This window comes from Pseudidiomarina fusca (assembly GCF_032227045.1).
GTDB classification, from domain to species: Bacteria; Pseudomonadota; Gammaproteobacteria; order Enterobacterales; family Alteromonadaceae; genus Pseudidiomarina; species Pseudidiomarina fusca.
In genome coordinates this window covers 76,529-93,920 of record NZ_JANFPJ010000006.1, presented here as the reverse complement: position 1 = coordinate 93,920, position 17,392 = coordinate 76,529, and the positions used below count along the sequence as shown (strand labels likewise).

At 49.0% G+C, this 17,392-nt stretch carries 12 protein-coding genes; 7 read left to right on the top strand and 5 right to left on the bottom strand.

Going from position 1 to position 17,392, the window contains the following annotated elements:
* The first annotated feature begins 9 nt into the window (after positions 1–9).
* Genes fadI through NOG12_RS03800 form a run of 3 tightly spaced genes read left to right on the top strand, consistent with a single transcriptional unit; the run spans position 10 to position 3,677 of the window.
* Complete coding sequence (fadI, locus tag NOG12_RS03810) at positions 10–1,320, top strand: acetyl-CoA C-acyltransferase FadI (RefSeq protein WP_110074819.1); 1,311 nt, start codon at positions 10–12, stop codon at positions 1,318–1,320.
* Complete coding sequence (gene fadJ, locus NOG12_RS03805; protein ID WP_313932442.1) at positions 1,320–3,449, top strand: fatty acid oxidation complex subunit alpha FadJ; 2,130 nt, start codon at positions 1,320–1,322, stop codon at positions 3,447–3,449. The genes fadI and fadJ overlap by 1 nt, the downstream gene beginning before the upstream one ends.
* A gap of 30 nt (positions 3,450–3,479) precedes the next feature.
* On the top strand, positions 3,480–3,677 hold the full coding sequence (locus NOG12_RS03800) for a hypothetical protein (RefSeq protein WP_313932441.1): 198 nt from the start codon (positions 3,480–3,482) through the stop codon (positions 3,675–3,677).
* Here NOG12_RS03800 and NOG12_RS03795 read toward each other — a convergent pair.
* The 5 genes from NOG12_RS03795 to nadK all read right to left on the bottom strand — a co-directional run bounded on the left by NOG12_RS03795 (position 3,652) and on the right by nadK (position 12,310).
* A complete protein-coding gene (locus NOG12_RS03795; RefSeq protein WP_313932440.1) occupies positions 3,652–6,312 on the bottom strand; it encodes an EAL domain-containing protein in 2,661 nt (886 codons plus the stop codon). The two genes, NOG12_RS03800 and NOG12_RS03795, sit on opposite strands and share 26 nt — an antisense overlap.
* Before the next feature lie 73 nt (positions 6,313–6,385).
* Complete coding sequence (locus tag NOG12_RS03790) at positions 6,386–9,172, bottom strand: insulinase family protein (protein ID WP_313932439.1); 2,787 nt, start codon at positions 9,170–9,172, stop codon at positions 6,386–6,388.
* 57 nt (positions 9,173–9,229) lie between these two features.
* The gene (locus NOG12_RS03785) at positions 9,230–9,577 is read right to left on the bottom strand and encodes an outer membrane protein assembly factor BamE (protein ID WP_110074814.1); all 348 of its coding nucleotides are present in this window, start codon (positions 9,575–9,577) and stop codon (positions 9,230–9,232) included.
* A gap of 45 nt (positions 9,578–9,622) precedes the next feature.
* On the bottom strand, positions 9,623–11,317 hold the full coding sequence (gene recN / locus NOG12_RS03780; protein WP_153825793.1) for a DNA repair protein RecN: 1,695 nt from the start codon (positions 11,315–11,317) through the stop codon (positions 9,623–9,625).
* A gap of 102 nt (positions 11,318–11,419) precedes the next feature.
* Positions 11,420–12,310, bottom strand: a complete 891-nt coding sequence (nadK, locus tag NOG12_RS03775) for an NAD(+) kinase (protein WP_110074812.1) — start codon at positions 12,308–12,310, stop codon at positions 11,420–11,422.
* A gap of 174 nt (positions 12,311–12,484) precedes the next feature.
* Here nadK and grpE point away from each other — a divergent pair, with 174 nt between their 5' ends.
* The 4 genes from grpE to NOG12_RS03755 all read left to right on the top strand — a co-directional run bounded on the left by grpE (position 12,485) and on the right by NOG12_RS03755 (position 17,250).
* Entirely contained in the window at positions 12,485–13,120 is a 636-nt protein-coding gene (gene grpE / locus NOG12_RS03770) for a nucleotide exchange factor GrpE (protein WP_313932438.1), read from the top strand.
* A 94-nt stretch (positions 13,121–13,214) separates the two neighbouring features.
* Entirely contained in the window at positions 13,215–15,131 is a 1,917-nt protein-coding gene (gene dnaK, locus NOG12_RS03765) for a molecular chaperone DnaK (protein WP_110074810.1), read from the top strand.
* Positions 15,132–15,242: 111 nt separating this feature from the next.
* The gene (gene dnaJ, locus NOG12_RS03760) at positions 15,243–16,382 is read left to right on the top strand and encodes a molecular chaperone DnaJ (protein ID WP_110074809.1); all 1,140 of its coding nucleotides are present in this window, start codon (positions 15,243–15,245) and stop codon (positions 16,380–16,382) included.
* 70 nt (positions 16,383–16,452) lie between these two features.
* On the top strand, positions 16,453–17,250 hold the full coding sequence (locus NOG12_RS03755; RefSeq protein WP_110074808.1) for a M48 family metallopeptidase: 798 nt from the start codon (positions 16,453–16,455) through the stop codon (positions 17,248–17,250).
* Positions 17,251–17,392 lie beyond the last annotated feature (142 nt).

Genomic DNA, 17,392 nt, shown 5'->3' with positions numbered 1-17,392 from the left:
GAATAACACATGGTCGCACGTCAGAATCTGACCACGGCACAGGGCGAACGGATTGCTATCGTAGCAGGCCTACGGACGCCATTTGCCAAGCAAGCCACCTATTTCCATGGCGTTCCGGCGCTGGATATGGGCAAAATGGTGGTGCAAGAATTACTCAATAAATACAGCTTAGATCCGCATGAAGTTGAACTTTTAGTGTACGGCCAAGTGGTGCAAATGCCTAAGGCACCGAACATCGCGCGAGAAATTGTGTTAGGCACAAGTTTGCCGGTAACCACCGATGCCTACAGCGTGTCGCGGGCTTGTGCGACCAGTTTCCAAACCACCGTTAATGTTTTAGAAAGTATGATGGCCGGCAATACCACCGTGGGGATCGCCGGCGGCGCGGATTCGTCATCAGTACTGCCGATTGGCGCCTCACGGGCGTTAGCCCATGCGCTGGTTGATTTAAACAAAGCGCGCAGCCTTGGTCAGCGCCTTGCTATTTTACGCAAGCTGCGATTGAAGGATTTACTCCCAGTACCACCTGCGATTGCTGAGTACAGCACTAACCTAAGCATGGGTGAGACGGCCGAGCAGATGGCTAAGACCCATGGCATCAGCCGTGCCGATCAAGATGCGTTAGCTCATCGTTCGCATACTTTGGCGCATCAAGCGTGGCAGTCAGGTGTGTTAGATAACGAAGTGATGACCGCTTATGCTGAGCCATACAAAGACTTCTTAAAGCGCGATAACACCATTCGCTCAGACTCTAAACTAGAGGGCTATGCCAAACTTCGGCCGGTGTTTGATAAAAAGCACGGGTCAGTCACAGCGGCCAACAGTACCGCTTTAACCGATGGTGCTAGCGCTATTTTGATGATGACAGAAAGCAAAGCCAAGGCGTTAGGCTATGACATCCTTGGTTACATTCGTAGTTATGCCTTCAGCGCCATAGATGTTTGGCAAGACATGCTGATGGGGCCGTCTTACGCTACTCCTATCGCCCTTGATAGAGCTGGCATGAAGTTATCGGATCTGACCCTGATTGAAATGCATGAAGCTTTTGCGGCGCAGACGTTAGCAAACATGAAGATGTTTGCCAGCACCAAGTTTGCCCAAGAAAAGCTGGGCCGCAGTGAAGCTATCGGCGAGATTGATATGGATAAGTTTAATGTGTTGGGTGGCTCCCTGGCTTATGGCCATCCGTTTGCGGCAACGGGCACGCGCTTGATTACGCAAACTTTAAATGAATTAAAACGTCGTGGTGGCGGGGTTGGTTTAACCACCGCATGTGCTGCTGGTGGCTTAGGTGCTGCGATGATTGTGGAGACCGAATAATGACAACAGATAACAACCGAGCTTTTACTTTAGAGCTACGCGACGACCATGTGGCGGTTATCCATATCGATGTTCCTGGCGAATCGATGAACACCTTAAAAGCTTCTTTTGCTGATGAGGTAGCTCATGTACTGAATCAGTTGGAGCAGCACCAAGATTTACGTGGGGTGGTGCTGATCAGTGATAAGCCAGGCTCCTTTGTGGCCGGTGCTGATATAAGCATGATTGATGCCTGTACTAATGCTGCCGATGCGGAAAGTTTAGCGCGCCAGGGGCAGGCTATGTTTGACCGAATTGAGCAGTTAGCGGTGCCGGTGGTGGCAGCCATTGATGGTGCTTGTTTAGGTGGTGGGTTAGAACTTGCGTTAGCCTGTCATTATCGGATTGCGACGGACAATAACCGCACTGTGATTGGCTTACCTGAAGTGCAGCTAGGGCTGTTGCCGGGCTCAGGTGGGACCCAACGGTTACCGCGTCTGATTGGGATTCAAAAAGCCCTACCATTAATTTTGGCTGGCAAGCAATTACGTGCCAAACAAGCCCGTAAACTCGGGATTGTTGATGATGTCGTGCCTGCGAGTATCTTATTGGATGCAGCGGTCGAGAAGGCACTGGCGAGCAAGGCAAAAGTGTGCAAAGTTAAGCTAAAAGGTGTCAGCAAAGTGCTGGAAGGCACCTCGTTTGGGCGTAATTTCATGTTTAAAAAGGCGCGCGAACAAGCTCAAGCAAAAGCAAAAGGTAACTACCCGGCGCTCGATAAAATCATTGATACCTTAGCCTGTGGTGCCACCAAGGGCTTTCAAGCAGGCTTAGCCTATGAGGCCAAGCAATTTGGTGAATTGGCAATGACGCCGGAATCCAAAGAGCTACGGCAGATTTTTTTCGCCACCACGGCGATGAAGAAAGAAACCGGTGCGGGCGATACCAAGCCACGTGCTATTCAGCGCGTTGGCGTGCTTGGCGGTGGGTTGATGGGCGGCGGTATTGCTTATGTCACGGCTGCTAAAGCGAAACTACCGGCACGCATTAAAGACATCAACGAACAAGGCATTGTGCATGCGTTGAAGTACAGCTACGACCTGCTTAATAGTAAAGTAAAGCGCAAGCACATGACCCGGACAGAATTAGAAGCGACCATGCTGAGCCTGAGCGGTACCCTTGATTACAGCGGCTTTGACAAGGTTGATGTGGTGATTGAAGCGGTCTTTGAAGATCTTGGCTTAAAGCAACAGATGGTGGCCGATGTAGAAGCCGCTGGCAATCCGCACACCATTTTTGCAACCAATACGTCAAGCTTACCTATTACGCAAATTGCTGCAAAAGCAGAGCGCCCAGAAAATGTGATTGGTCTGCATTATTTCTCGCCGGTAGATAAGATGCCGTTGGCAGAAATTATTACCCATGAGCGTACCTCAGCAGAAACCATTGCGACCACCGTGGCCTTGGCTAAAAAGCAAGGTAAAACCCCGATTGTGGTCAAAGACGGAGCTGGTTTTTACGTCAATCGTATTTTAGCCCCGTACATGAACGAAGCTGCGCGCTTGGTGTTAGCGGGTGAGCCGATCGACGTGGTAGATAAAGCGCTGGTTAAGTTTGGCTTCCCGGTCGGCCCGATGAAACTGATGGACGAAGTAGGGATTGATGTGGCTGCCAAAGTGGCACCTATTTTGGCGAATGAGCTTGGCGATCGATTCCAAGCGCCAGAAGCATTTGGCAAATTGCTGGACGATGAGCGCAAGGGTAAGAAAAACAAAAAGGGCTTTTACGACTACCAAGGTAAGCAAGCGGGCAAACAGGTTGATAGCTCGGTGTATAGCTTGTTAGGCGTAACCGCAGCAAGCCAACTGAGTGCTGACGAGATTGCCCAGCGCACCGTGTTGCTGATGCTCAATGAGGCCGCGTACTGTTTAGACGAAGGCATCATAAGCTGTGCTCGTGATGGTGATATTGGTGCCATTTTTGGTATCGGTTTCCCGCCTTTCCGTGGCGGCCCGTTCCGTTATATGGATGCGCTAGGCATTGCTGAGGTGGTGAGTCGTTTGCAAGCTTACCAACAGCAGCATGGTGAACGCTATCAACCAGCGCCATTATTGGTTAAAATGGCAACAAATAACGAGCGCTTTTATTAAGCGCTCGTAGACTTGTAGTAGGGGGTTGTTATGTTAGTGGCGCTGTGTTGTTTAGGGGCGGCGTTAACTTTGTATGTGCAAGCATTAACGCACGCGATGGGAGCGAAACGTTGGGGCCTGCTAGGGTTGCTGTTCGGGCCCTTGATAGTGCCGATGTTTATCACTCACAAGCGGCTGCGTCTGCGCCAAGCACGTGGCGATGCTAATGTATTGATGCAGGTACGCTGATATGGGCGGCAAAGGCATCACGGCTAAGCGGCTCGGCAAATAAAAACCCCTGTGCATATTCGCAGCTTAAGTGGCTTAACGTGGCTGCTTGAGCTGCGTCTACAACGCCTTCGGCAACCACATCTAAACCTAAGTTGTGAGCCATGGCGACAATGGAGGCGACCATATTGCGATCGCGCTCGGCACCATTGATGTCATCCACAAAGGCTTTATCAATCTTTAATGTTTGAATCGGGAAACGCTTCAAATAGGCCAACGACGAATAGCCGGTGCCAAAATCATCGAGGGCGAGATGAATCCCCTGTTGATGTAACTCGGTCATGATGGCAATGGCGCGCTCGGGATCTTCCATCACCACTCCTTCGGTAATTTCTAACTCCAGATGCTGTGGTGCTAAACCTTCTTCTTTGAGAATGGTCATGATGGTCTCGGTAAGATTGGGTTGCACAAATTGCTTGGCAGATAAATTCACCGCTACTCGGCCTTGCACCAAGCCTTGTTCTACCCACAGTCGCATATCACGACAGGTTTGTCGCAGCACTTGCTCACCCATCTCAATGATGAGGCCGGTTTCTTCGGCTAACGGAATGAACTCGCTAGGGCTAAGGGGGCCATGGCCAGGGATGTTCATGCGGACTAAGGCTTCTAATCCTACAAATTGATAATCCACTAACGACACTTTAGGCTGATACAGTACTTGCAAATGCTTATGGCGTAGCGCAAAACGCAGTTGGTTTTCTACTTGCAGACGCCGAACCGCGGTTTTGTTCATGGATTCGTTAAAGAACTGATAGTTATGGCCGCCGCGACTCTTGGCATGGTACATAGCGGTATCGGCATTCTGTAGTAACTCTTGCGAGGAGTTACCATCGCTTGGATAAACCACAATTCCTATGGATGTGCCCACCACGATATCTTGCTGTTGAATATGAAAGGGCTGGCTCATGGCGTGCAGGATCTGATTAGCGATATCGGTGGTGGTGCTCATGTTCCAAGTATCTTCTAGCAATAGCACAAATTCGTCGCCACCGAGGCGATAGAAAGTATCTTGCGGGCGTCCTACTTGCGCAATGCGCTCAGCTACTTGTAGCAGCAGCTCGTCACCTAGATCGTGGCCTAGCGAATCGTTAATCTTCTTAAAATCATCGAGATCGAAAAGCACTAAAGCGTGACCAATACGTTTACGCACTAAATTGGCATGGCTGACTTGAAAATAGGAGCGATTAGGCAGCCCGGTGAGGGTATCGGTGTTAGACAGCCGGCGCAATTCGCGCTCGGTTTGTTTGCGTTCGCTGATGTCTGCAAAGGTCGCCACGTAATGGGAAATCTGACTGCTATCGTCGTAGATGGCATCAATGGTTAATTCAATCTGATACAAACTGCCGTCACTGCGCAGATCTTCAACTTCACCATGCCAACTACCATACTGTTGCAAGGTGCGTTTTATTTGGTTGACGTAATCGTCGCTATAGAGCTGCAGTTGTAGTGGTCGGCCGAGCATTTGTTGGCGACTAAAGCCGGTGATCTTGGTCACCGATTGGTTGGCCTCAACGACGGCAAAGGTATGATCATAAATACACACGCCATCGGAAATATTGGTGATGGAGGTGGCTAGCATTTTTAAGCGTTCTTCAGCTAGTACTAACGGGGTGATATCTTTCATGGTACCGGTCATCCGCAGAGCCTGCTGATGCTCATCGCGTTCCACCACTTTACCTCGATCTAGTACGGACACCCAGCCATCTTCAGCCTGAACTCGGTAAGTGACTTCAAAAAATTGGGTGTGTCCATCTAAGTGCTGATTCAACGCCTGCTGTAAATTTGCGAGGTCTTGTGGATGAATATTGCTGGGGCTGCCCGGTTCACCGGTACGAATATAATCAATCGGGAACGCACTGACTTGGCGCCAGGTGTTATGTCGATGAATCACTCCAGCTGCAATATCCCAGTCCCATAATTGATCACCGCTACCCCACAAACTTAACTTCAGCCGTTCTTCACTTTGTTGCAGTTGGCGCATAGCACGATGGCGCGCCCGCACGATGAAGAATAGGGTGATAATACCGGCACCACCTACCAGCGCATACATGCTTAGCGCCCAGGGTGAAAGCCAAGCCGGGGCGGCAACTTCAACCGCTAACTGGCGCTGCCCCAGCCAGGTGCTGCCATCGTAGGAGGCCTCAATCATAAACAGATAATGACCAAAGGCTAGATTGGTGTAGGTGGCACGACGATATTGATGGTCGGTGTAAATCCAGTCAAGATCGGCTCCTTGCATTTTATAGCGGTAATACAATTGCCGAGCATTAGGTGCATAGGGCGCCCCAAACTCAATGCTGATGGGGCTCTCGAGCACAGGTAGGAATAGCGTTTGGGTATTGTAAAGTTGAGCGCGGTTACGACTATCTAATTGTTCAGCTTGAATGGGTTGATTGGCAATGCGCAGGCTGATGAGCTCAACTTGCCAATCACTGCTGGTCGGTGACTGGGCTGCATAAGTTGCTATATAAGTTGCTGCATGAGTTTTGGCAAATAATGACGGTAGCATCAGCAGCGCAGCCGTACAGGTTAACGTTATAACAAACGCTAACAGAGCATTGCCACCAGTAGCACCACCTTGACCCCGAAAATGCACGTTATTCCCCAATGGGTTGGCTGTTTTATAAAGCAGCTCTTCTTGTTCTTAAGAGATAAACAAATTAAACAATTTATGCCGAGCTGTCAAAGCTCTGTGGATGGCTAACTAGAAACATCTGTTGTGTTGGATTGTTGGTTAACTGTTGGTATTCCGCGTGGATGTCATTCAAGGTCAAGCTCGCTAAACTCGTTGCTATGACTTGTAATCTCGAGAAATTTTCATCTTGTTGAGTAATAGAGCTCCACAACCTTTGACTCCGCGCACGCAGAGATGCGTCATTCTCAGTAAGTTGTTGGGTAATAGCCCGCTGCGCCTTGCTGAATTCAGTGCTATCAATGTGTGCTAATTGCTCAGCAAACACCTTTAAGTAATCATTCATGGCTTGTTGTAAGTGCTGATGCGGATACTTGGTGGATTGTACGTAGAGCATCAAATGCGGTACCTGTTGCAGCGGCATGTAACTGCTGCCCACCAGATAACCTAGCTGTTGCTCGGTACGCAAGGCACTAAACAAGCGCGGGTTCAGAAAATACTGCAACAGCATAAAGCTGGCTTGAGCTTGAGTGGTGTTTGAGCTACTTTGCAGCACCGCCAGCAGCGCATGGTCTTGATGCTGAGTGACTAGCGCTGGCGCGGGGTCTAGCTGGGCAAACCGGTAGGGCGTTAAATTTGCGCGCTGCATCTGTGCCGCTAGGGGGAGCTGTTGCAATTGTTGCAGTACCGCTTGCAATTGGTCAGGACGCAGATCACCATGACTAAAGAGTTCGACGCTGGCTTGGCTAAACATTTGCTGGCCGGCATCGATGAAGGTCGCAAAATCGCTAGCTTCTAATTGTTTGGCTAGATCTTGCACCGAAAAAGTATGGGGCTGTAACTGCACGTTCAGATGGGTGAAGAGTAAATTCAGTGGTTTATGCAGCAAGGCTTGGCGCCAGTTGGTGATTAGACGTTGGCGCAAATTAGCCCAGCGTTGCGGCACGAGTAATTGTGCATTCGAGCTGCTGGTTGCTTGGTGCAAATACCCTAGAATATCCTGCAGTAATTGAGGCACGTACTGTGCGGGCCCTGATACATGCAAGGTTAACCCTTGCTGTTGCGGGTATAAATTAAAATTAAGCCCAGCAATTTCCGCATCGTAGCATTCTTCATTGAGCACATCGAGCATCAGCTCACACCATAAGCGGGCGTTCGCAAAATGCTGCGCAGACTGAATCACTTGGGGCAGATAAAAGCCACAATAAACATGAGCTTTGGGTTGCTTAAAACTGGTATCGGTTAAATGCCAATGCTGCAATGCCGACGTAACTTGCTGACAATCAGGCTGCAGCAGCCGCTTAGAGTCGGTCTCAGTTGGAGGATGTTGTAACTGCCAAGGTGTGCTCAAATAGGGATTCGCTTGCGGTAATTGCGCAGCTATCGGCGCCGGCTGAGCGAAGCGTTGATGTTGTGCGGGCGTCAACGCAGAGACGCGGTAATGAGTTCCGTAAATTGGTTCAACCTGATCGGTCTCAAGCTGCTGATGAATCAAGGTTACCCGCATGTTGTGCGAGTTCATCAAGGCCAGAAAGTTGCGGATTTTCGGTAAAAACAAACCATCCATGCGGTAGTCACCAAAAATAATATCTTCAGCGCAGTAGTGATGTAGATTAATGGCTAGCTGAGGTGCAATATCGCTTAATTTCGCTGGCTCTTGGTAATTGAAGGCGTTCATGACGCTCACTCGGCGTTCGTTGTAGCGCCAAGCTTGTAACCCTTCGTTGGCAATGAGCTGCAGATAACTGAACACAGCTGCAATAATATCATCAATGTGGGTTAACCCTTGGTTGGTTAGCTGCATGTTGATATTAAAATCTTTGAAATTACCGCCACTAATCCCACCGCCGGCGGCTAACGAGTTCACCCAATTGTGTTCGCGCAAATAACTCAGCAGACTTTGTTGCCCTTCATAGCCCAGTAGATGAGCCAAAAAGCTGGTGGTTTTATTAGCATAATCGTCATCGATACCCGGCAGGGCAAAGGTTAAAATCAGCCGTTGGGCTTCTTTAAGTGGTTTCACTTGAACCATCAGCCCCAGCTGTTCTGCTTCATAGAGCGGCTCGTCTAGTAATAAGGCATCGGCGCACCCACTTGGAATGCGGCTACCGTGAAGCTCAGCAAGCTGTTGTAATTCAGCTAAGGATTGTGGCCCACACAGCACTAGGGTCATACGTTTGGCACAATACCAGCGTTTAAAAAATTGCTGCAAAGCAGCGCTGAGCGGCCTCTCTTTGGTGTTGGTAAGGGTACTTAGGTTGCCTACTGAAAATTTGGTAAAAGGATGCTTAGGGTTGGCCGTGGCTTTGTGCACTTGATACAAACGGCGCAATTCATCGTTTCGTTTTAGGTGAAATTCAGCTTCAATCGATTGCAGTTCTTTTTCGACCCAATCTTGCTGTAACAAGGGTTCATAGAAAAAGCGGATGAAACGATCTAACGCGGGGGCAAAATACTGCTGATTGATGCTGAAGTAATAATTGCTGTATTCGGTGCCAGTCCAAGCATTATGGCTACCGCCGTGAGCGCTGATATAGGACTGAAAACCTTGGGCATCAGGATAGCCCTCAGTCCCTAAAAATAACATGTGCTCAAGTAAGTGGGCTAGGCCTTGCGTGGCCTGAGGATCGTGAAAATGACCTACCCCTACGGCTAGTGCCGCACTGCTTTGGTTGGCTGTCTGATCGTGCACCAACACACAACGTAATTGGTTGGGTAGTTCAATGATCTGATAGCTACGAGTATCTGCCGGACTTTTGATGATAGCACTATCATCTAAAATAAGGCGTGTCTCAGTGGTTGTAGGCTGCAATGGTGTTGTCATCCCTCACCTTAAATTGTCGGCCCAGTGTTGCTTGATAACCCTGGGCCCACAGAGGGTCTATTGTTCCAGCGGCGTATCGAAGTCTTTCGGGCGGTCATAATCGCCTTCATAAGATACCAACAGGTTATCTTCGAAGCGTAAAATCATTTTTTGTTGATAACTGGTTCCGTTACCTGCATTCATGTCAAAAACGTAAAACCACACATCGTTATTGTAGGGGTTATCTGCTACTGGTTTGCCAACCACGTAAACCACTTGTTCTTTCGACATCCCCACGCGAAGCTGGTCAATGTCTCGTTGTTCTAAGTAATTACCCTGTGGAATGTCAATTCGATAAACCAATTTATCTAATACTGAACAGCCACTTAAAAAGATTATAGTCCCTGCAATAATTAATGCTTTCATAACACCTGCTATTAAAATTTTAGTCTAGGGCGATAATAAACAAAGCTAGCTGCCAACCGCAAGTAATTCAGCTGCATTAGCTTTCGTTGCTGCGGTTATTTCATCACCACCAAGTAAGCGTGCTAGTTCAATGACACGCGCTTCAGAGTCTAATCGTACCATGTGTGTCTCGGTACTGGCACCATCTGTTACCTTATCTACCCGTAATTGTTGGTGAGCTTTTGCGGCCACCTGAGGTAAATGTGTGACACAGATAACCTGATTTGATTCCCCTAACTGGCGTAATAATTTACCTACCGTGGCTGCGGTAGCGCCGCTAACACCTACATCCACTTCGTCGAACATCAAGGTCGGGGTGGTTAGTTGGCTGGCAGTAATTACCTGAATAGCTAAGCTAATTCGCGATAATTCACCGCCTGAAGCAATTTTTGCTAGGGCTTGTAACGGTTGGCCTGGGTTCGTGGTCACCATAAAGCAAACCTCATCGGTACCTAGTTTTGTTGCTGGCGCTTGCGCCTGATGAGTCACTTGAATGACGAATCGACCATGGGGCATATTAAGTTGCTGCATGCTGGTGGCGATACGCTGACTAAGTTCAGTGGCGGCTTGCTCACGGCTTGCCGACAAAGTGGCAGCCGCTTGTCGGTAGCTTTTAGCTGCTTGCTCCACTTGCTCATCGATGTGTTCAGATGCGCTCTGCATGGACTCGAGATCTGCTAACTCTTGCGCTAATTGTTGATGGTGCTGATAAAGTTGAGTTGGGTCGAGCTGATGCTTGCGAGCCAACTGTAGCGTTTGGGTAACCCGTTGTTCAGCGTTAGCTAATTGCTCATCGTCAAGTTCAATGTGGTCTTGATAATCACGCAGTTCACGTGCTGCTTCTTCCACTTGCACACTGGCATCGCGGAGCAAACGTACCGCTTGTTGCAAATTAGCATCGGTCTCTAGTTGTTGCTCTAACCGGGTTAGGGCGTTTTGCAACAAACTGTAGGCGTTATTATGTTCACCATCAAAGATGGCATTGAGGGCGAAGCCAGAATCTTCAATGAGGCTGGCACTATTGGCCAAACGCTTATGTTGCGCCTCTAGTTCTGCGTATTCGTCTTCGCCTAGAGCAAACTCGTTCAGCTCACTGACTTGGTAGCGCAACAGCTGACTGCGTGCGGCAATATCTTGTTGCTGCTGTTGTAGCTGCTTTTGTTGTTTGCGCAGTTGGTACCACTGCTGATAGGCCTGCTGCACCGCATCTAGATGTTGTTGGTGACGGGCGTAAGCATCAAGCAATTGCAACTGATGCTCCGGTCGGGTCAATAATTGGTGTTCGTGCTGACCATGAATGTTGACTAACAGTGGCGCCAGTTGCTTGAGTTGGCCCACGGTAGCAGGGCGGCCGTTGATCCAAGCTTTGGAGCGGCCCTCGCGGGTAATCACGCGGCGAATGACACAACTTATGTGGCTGGCATCGGCATCAGCTTCTTCGTTTAGCTCTTGTTCTGCTAGCCACTGGATGGCAGGGCTAGCGCTGGCACCGAGTTGAAAGCTTGCACTTACTTCAGCTTTATCAGCGCTTGTGCGAATGAGTTCAACGTCAGCACGGTCGCCCAAACATAAACCTAAGGCATCGAGGGCAATGGATTTTCCGGCGCCAGTTTCGCCAGTAATGGCAGACATGCCTGCAGCAAAGTCTATGTCTAAATGACGTACAACAGCTAAATTACGAATATGCAAATGGAGCAACATAGGTCACCTCAGATACTGTGATAATATACAGTAGTTATACAGTATTTATACAGTAATGCAAGTGCTGCCTAAAAATTCTGCAGCAGCGCCTAAGCCAAGCCACTAGAACAGTCGGCTACCCCAGCCTAGCTTGTTGCGCAACACTCTAAAATAACTGTGGTCGTGCGGGTGCACTAAGCATAATTTATGGGGGTGCTGCTGAATAATGACTTCGTCGCCGGCAGCAACTTTCATGCGCACATGGCCATCGCAGGATAATTGTAGATCATCATTATCTGTCGCTGCCCGCAGCTTGATGGTACTGGTAGCATCGACCACAATCGGGCGACTGCTTAAGGTATGTGGAAACATCGGCACTAAACTAATGGCATGGAGGTTAGGAACGACGATAGGGCCGCCGCCAGATAACGAATAGGCAGTAGAGCCGGTGGGGGTGCTAATAATCAAACCATCCGAGCGTTGTGAATAGACAAACTGATTATCCACGTACACTTCAAATTCGATCATGTGAGCCACTTTGTCTGAGTGCAGTACTACTTCGTTAATAGCGCGTCCTACGGCCTTAGTTTGGCCATGGTGGATGACTTCGGTTTGTAGCAAAAAGCGCTGTTCAGTTTGGTAGTCGCCGGCTAATACTGCTTTGAGTTGCTCAAGCACATGGTCAGGGTCAAGGTCCGTTAGAAAACCTAAGTTGCCGCGATTCACGCCAATCACCCCGATATCGAAATCACAAAGAATTCGTGCCGCACCAAGCATGTTGCCATCACCACCCACAACAATCGCCAGATCGGCGTGTTGGCCTAGCTCTAACAGCGACATCACGCGCGCTTGAGTACCACTTAGCTGCTCGGCAGTGCGACTCTCAATAATCACTTGATAACCCAGCTTGAGTAGGCTTTGTTCTAGAGTGAATAAGGTGGTACGAGTAGCTTCGTGATTAACTTTGCCCAGCAAGGCGATGGTTTGAAACGGTTGATGGTCACGCTGCGACATAAATTTCCCTGTAATTCTGCGGTTTTTTGTAACGCAACTCTTGAATCGAGGTTAGATGCCCCCATTAACAGCTGCAAGTTAAGTTATATCACACCAACTAACATTTTGGTTGTGAATTGATGATAGTGCCACGTAAGTGTCACGCAAGTGCCATGACAGTGAGAGTAGCCAAACATGACTAAAAATGATGCAGCACAGAACCCACAGCAGCCAGAGCTAGAGCAAGAGCAAGAGCAAGAGCAAGAGCTAGAGCAAGAGCAAGAGCTAGAGCAAGCGGCTGAACAGGAGCAAGACGTGGAGCAAGAGCAAGCCGCAGATGCCACGAGCAACGCTAGCGATCGGCTCGGTGAGTTGGAGCTGGCCTTGAGCCAAGCTGAGCAACGTGTGACTGATGCCAATGATCGTGCCGTGCGTGCGGTAGCTGAGATGGAGAATATTCGGCGCCGGGCAGCCCAAGATGTTGAGAAGGCGCATAAGTTTGCTCTGGAAAAGTTTGCCAACGAAATCATTACCACGGTAGACAACTTAGAGCGCGCTCTCGAGATTGCAGCCCAGGCAGAAAGTATTAATCAAAACTTTTTAGAAGGGATTGAGTTAACCCACAAGGGGCTACTCAGCACTTTAAACAAATTTGGGGTAGAAGCGGTGGGTGTAATTGGCGAAGCTTTTAACCCTGAACTGCACCAAGCCATGGCGATGCAGCCATCGGCAGACCAAGACAACAACACCATTTTGGCGGTGATGCAAAAAGGCTACACCCTAAGTGGCCGCTTACTGCGTCCAGCCATGGTGATGGTGGTAAAAAATTAACAATAAGCTTTTTAGGGGTATTGAAAAGGCTTAAAGCCGCCCCATATTAAAGTTATCAAACCTGTTTTTTAAGATTTAGTTGGAGAAGAAAATTATGGGTAAAATTATCGGCATCGATTTAGGTACTACCAACTCTTGTGTTGCAGTACTTGATGGTGACAAAGCACGCGTCATTGAAAACGCGGAAGGCGATCGTACCACGCCATCAGTAGTAGCTTTTACTGATGATGGTGAAGTGTTAGTAGGTGCGCCGGCAAAACGCCAAGCGGTCACTAATGCGAACAAAACCTTATTCGCAATTAAGCGCCTGATTGGTCGTCGTTTTAAAGACGAAGAAGTACAACGTGATATCGGCATCATGCCATTCAAAATCGTTGAAGCAGAAAACGGCGATGCGTGGGTACAAATTAACGACGACAAAAAAGCGCCACCACAAATCTCAGCAGAAATTCTGAAGAAGATGAAGAAAACTGCCGAAGATTTCTTGGGTGAGAAAGTAACCGAAGCAGTTATTACCGTGCCGGCTTACTTTAACGATGCACAGCGTCAAGCAACCAAAGATGCTGGTCGTATCGCGGGCTTAGAAGTGAAGCGTATTATCAACGAGCCAACCGCAGCAGCATTAGCCTACGGTATGGACAAGAAGCAAGGCGATAACGTTATCGCAGTGTACGACTTAGGTGGTGGTACTTTCGATATCTCAATCATTGAGATTGACCAAGTAGAAGGCGAAATGACCTTTGAAGTATTAGCGACCAATGGTGATACCCACCTTGGTGGTGAAGACTTTGATAACCGTTTGATCAACTACTTGGTTGAGCAGTTCAACAAAGATCAAGGCATTGATTTACGTAAAGATCCGCTGGCGATGCAGCGTCTTAAAGAAGCTGCTGAAAAAGCTAAAATTGAGTTGTCATCAGCACAGCAAACGGAAGTTAACTTGCCGTACATTACTGCTGATGCCACTGGGCCTAAGCACTTAGCCATTAAAGTAACTCGCGCTAAATTGGAATCTTTGGTTGAAGACATGATTGCCAAGTCGTTAGAGCCAGTGAAACAAGCGCTAAAAGATGCTGATTTGTCAGTAAGCGACATCAACGACATTATTTTGGTGGGCGGTCAAACCCGGATGCCAAAAGTACAGCAAGCAGTGACCGACTTCTTTGGTAAAGAGCCGCGTCGTGATGTCAACCCTGACGAAGCGGTAGCCGTAGGTGCTGCGGTACAAGCGGGCGTATTGCAAGGCGATGTGAAAGATGTGTTGTTGTTAGACGTAACGCCATTATCACTGGGTATTGAAACCATGGGTGGTGTGATGACTAAGCTGATTGAGAAGAACACCACGATTCCGACCAAGCAATCACAGACCTTCTCAACGGCTGAAGATAATCAGCAGGCAGTAACGATTCATGTGTTGCAGGGTGAGCGTAAGCGTGCGGCTGACAACAAATCGTTGGGGCAATTTAATCTGGAAGGTATTCGTGCAGCGATGCGCGGCCAGCCACAGATTGAAGTCACCTTCGATATTGATGCGGACGGTATCCTGCATGTGTCAGCGAAAGATAAAGACACAGGTAAAGAGCAGAAAATCACCATCAAAGCTTCTTCTGGCTTAAGTGATGAAGAAGTAGAAAAAATGGTACGTGACGCTGAAGCTAACGCTGAAGAAGATCGTAAATTTGAAGAAATGGTGCAGGTTCGTAACCAAGCTGATGCGCTGGTACATGCTACCCGTAAGCAGTTAGAAGAAGTTGGTGCGGAGTTGGCTGCGGCAGATAAAGAAGCGGTTGAAACTGCCTTGAGCGAGCTGGAAACAGCCATCAAAGGTACCGACAAAGCTGAGATTGAAGCCAAGCAGCAAGCTTTGATTGAAGCTTCTGGTAAGTTGATGGAAGCAGCACAAGCGAAAGCTCAGCAGCAAGGTGGCGATGCCGACGCTGGTAACAGCCAGAAAGATGCTGATGATGTTGTCGACGCTGAATTTGAAGAAGTGAAAGACGACAAGAAATAATAACCCGCCCACCGGGTGTTGGTGATAGAAAGCACACGGGGGTTGCCGCTAGGTGGCCTCCGTGTACTTGTATCAGGCAGGATATAAAAGGAACGTGGAAATCACACCATTATGTCGAAAATAGATTTATATGAAGTGCTGGAAGTAAGTAAAGATGCCAGCGAACGCGACATCAAAAAGGCCTATAAGCGGTTAGCGATGAAGTATCACCCGGATCGTACCAAAGGTGATAAAGACCTCGAAACCAAGTTTAAAGAAGTTAAAGCGGCCTACGAAATTCTCAGTGATCCGCAAAAGCGCGCGGCTTACGATCAGTATGGTCATGCAGCTTTTGAACAAGGTCAAGGTGGCTTTGGCGGCGGCGGTGGCGGTGCTGATTTTGGGGATATTTTTGGTGATGTGTTCGGTGACATTTTTGGCGGTGGTGGTCGACGTGGCCATGCGCAACCGCAACGGGGAGCCGACTTACGCTACAACCTAGAGCTAAGCTTAGAAGAGGCGGTACGCGGTAAAGAAGTTGAGCTGAAAATTCCTAAATTAAGTACCTGTGACGACTGTCATGGTAGCGGCGCGCGAGCTGGCTCTAGCGCTGAAACCTGTGGTCATTGCCATGGCAGTGGCCATATTCAAATGCGCCAAGGCTTTTTTGCCGTCCAACAACCTTGTCCCCATTGTCGTGGCCGCGGTAAGGTGATTAAAGATCCATGCCGCACCTGTCATGGTGAAGGCCGAGTGGAACGCACCAAGACCTTGTCGGTGAAAATTCCAGCTGGTGTTGATACCGGTGACCGGATCCGCTTAAGTGGTGAGGGTGAAGCCGGCGAAATGGGCGCTCCGGCGGGTGATTTGTACGTGCAAGTGCATGTGCGTGAACACAAGATTTTTGCGCGTGACGGCAATAATCTGTACTGCGAAGTGCCGATTAGCTTTACTCGAGCTGCCTTAGGTGGCGACATCGAGGTGCCGACGCTAGAAGGCAAAGTAAAACTGAAAGTACCGGCCGAAACCCAAACAGGTAAGTTATTACGCCTGCGTGGTAAGGGCGTTAAATCCGTGCGCACCGGTGCTGTTGGCGATTTGATTTGTAAGGTGGTTATCGAAACCCCAGTGAATTTGTCAGAGCGTCAACGTGAGTTACTAGCCGAGTTAGAAGAGTCGATGGGTAGTGGCGACGAAGCTGCTAAGTATCGTCCCAAAGAAAAAGGCTTTTTTGACGGCGTGCGTAAATTCTTTGATGACTTGCGCGGCTAGTACAACTGCGGTTAAGCTGATGCTAGCAGCAGATTTCTGAGCCATTCAGAATAGTCAGGGAGCACCTCTTATGCGCTGGATGAAAATAGCACTAAGCTTAACCGTAGTGATTAGTTTGTTGGTTGCCTGCACGCAATCGCCGACCGGACGTAAGCAATTGATTATGTTCTCGAGCGGCGAAATTGCCTCGTTAGGCGACCAAAGTTATGCTGAGCTGAAACAACAGCAGCCACTTAGCACTAACACCCGTGAGGTTAATTACGTACGCTGTGTGGCTAATGACTTGTTGGCCGTGCTACCTGAACCTTGGCGCAGTAAAACCTGGGAAGTGAATCTATTTGCCAGTGATGATGTGAATGCGTTTGCCCTACCGGGCGAAAACATTGGCGTGTACACGGGCTTACTGAAAGTTGCCGAAACTCCAGATCAATTGGCGGCGGTGATCGGGCATGAAATTGCGCACGTGATCGCCGACCATGGTAACGAGCGCATGTCGAATCAGTTTGCCGTGGGGCTAGGCTTGCAAATAGGTGCCGTGGTAGCTTCAACTAAGCTAGAAGACAAAGATGCTGCCTTAGTGATGGCGGCCTTAGGTATTGGCACCCAGCTAGGAGTGCTGTTGCCTTACTCACGGGTACATGAAAGCGAAGCCGACCAGCTGGGCCTGGATTACATGGCTGCAGCTGGCTACAATCCCGCTGCGGCGGCGGATCTATGGCGAAACATGGCGCGTGTAAGCGGCGCCGGCGGGCCTGAATTTTTATCGACACACCCTTCACCCCAATCTCGCATTGATGCTATTGAAGCCTATGCTCCTGAGGTGATGGGCGTCTATCAAAGTGCCCCTAAAGCCAACTGCAAACTCTAATTCTAGTAGCCACGGAAGGCTCATCGTCTAACGGCATTCTCTTAACCTTATCTCGGTACATCTCATTTCGGTTATATGTAAGTCGAGATTGGACTAAAGCTTTGCTCACAGCGTTAGTAGAATATCAGCATGCAAAGTACTT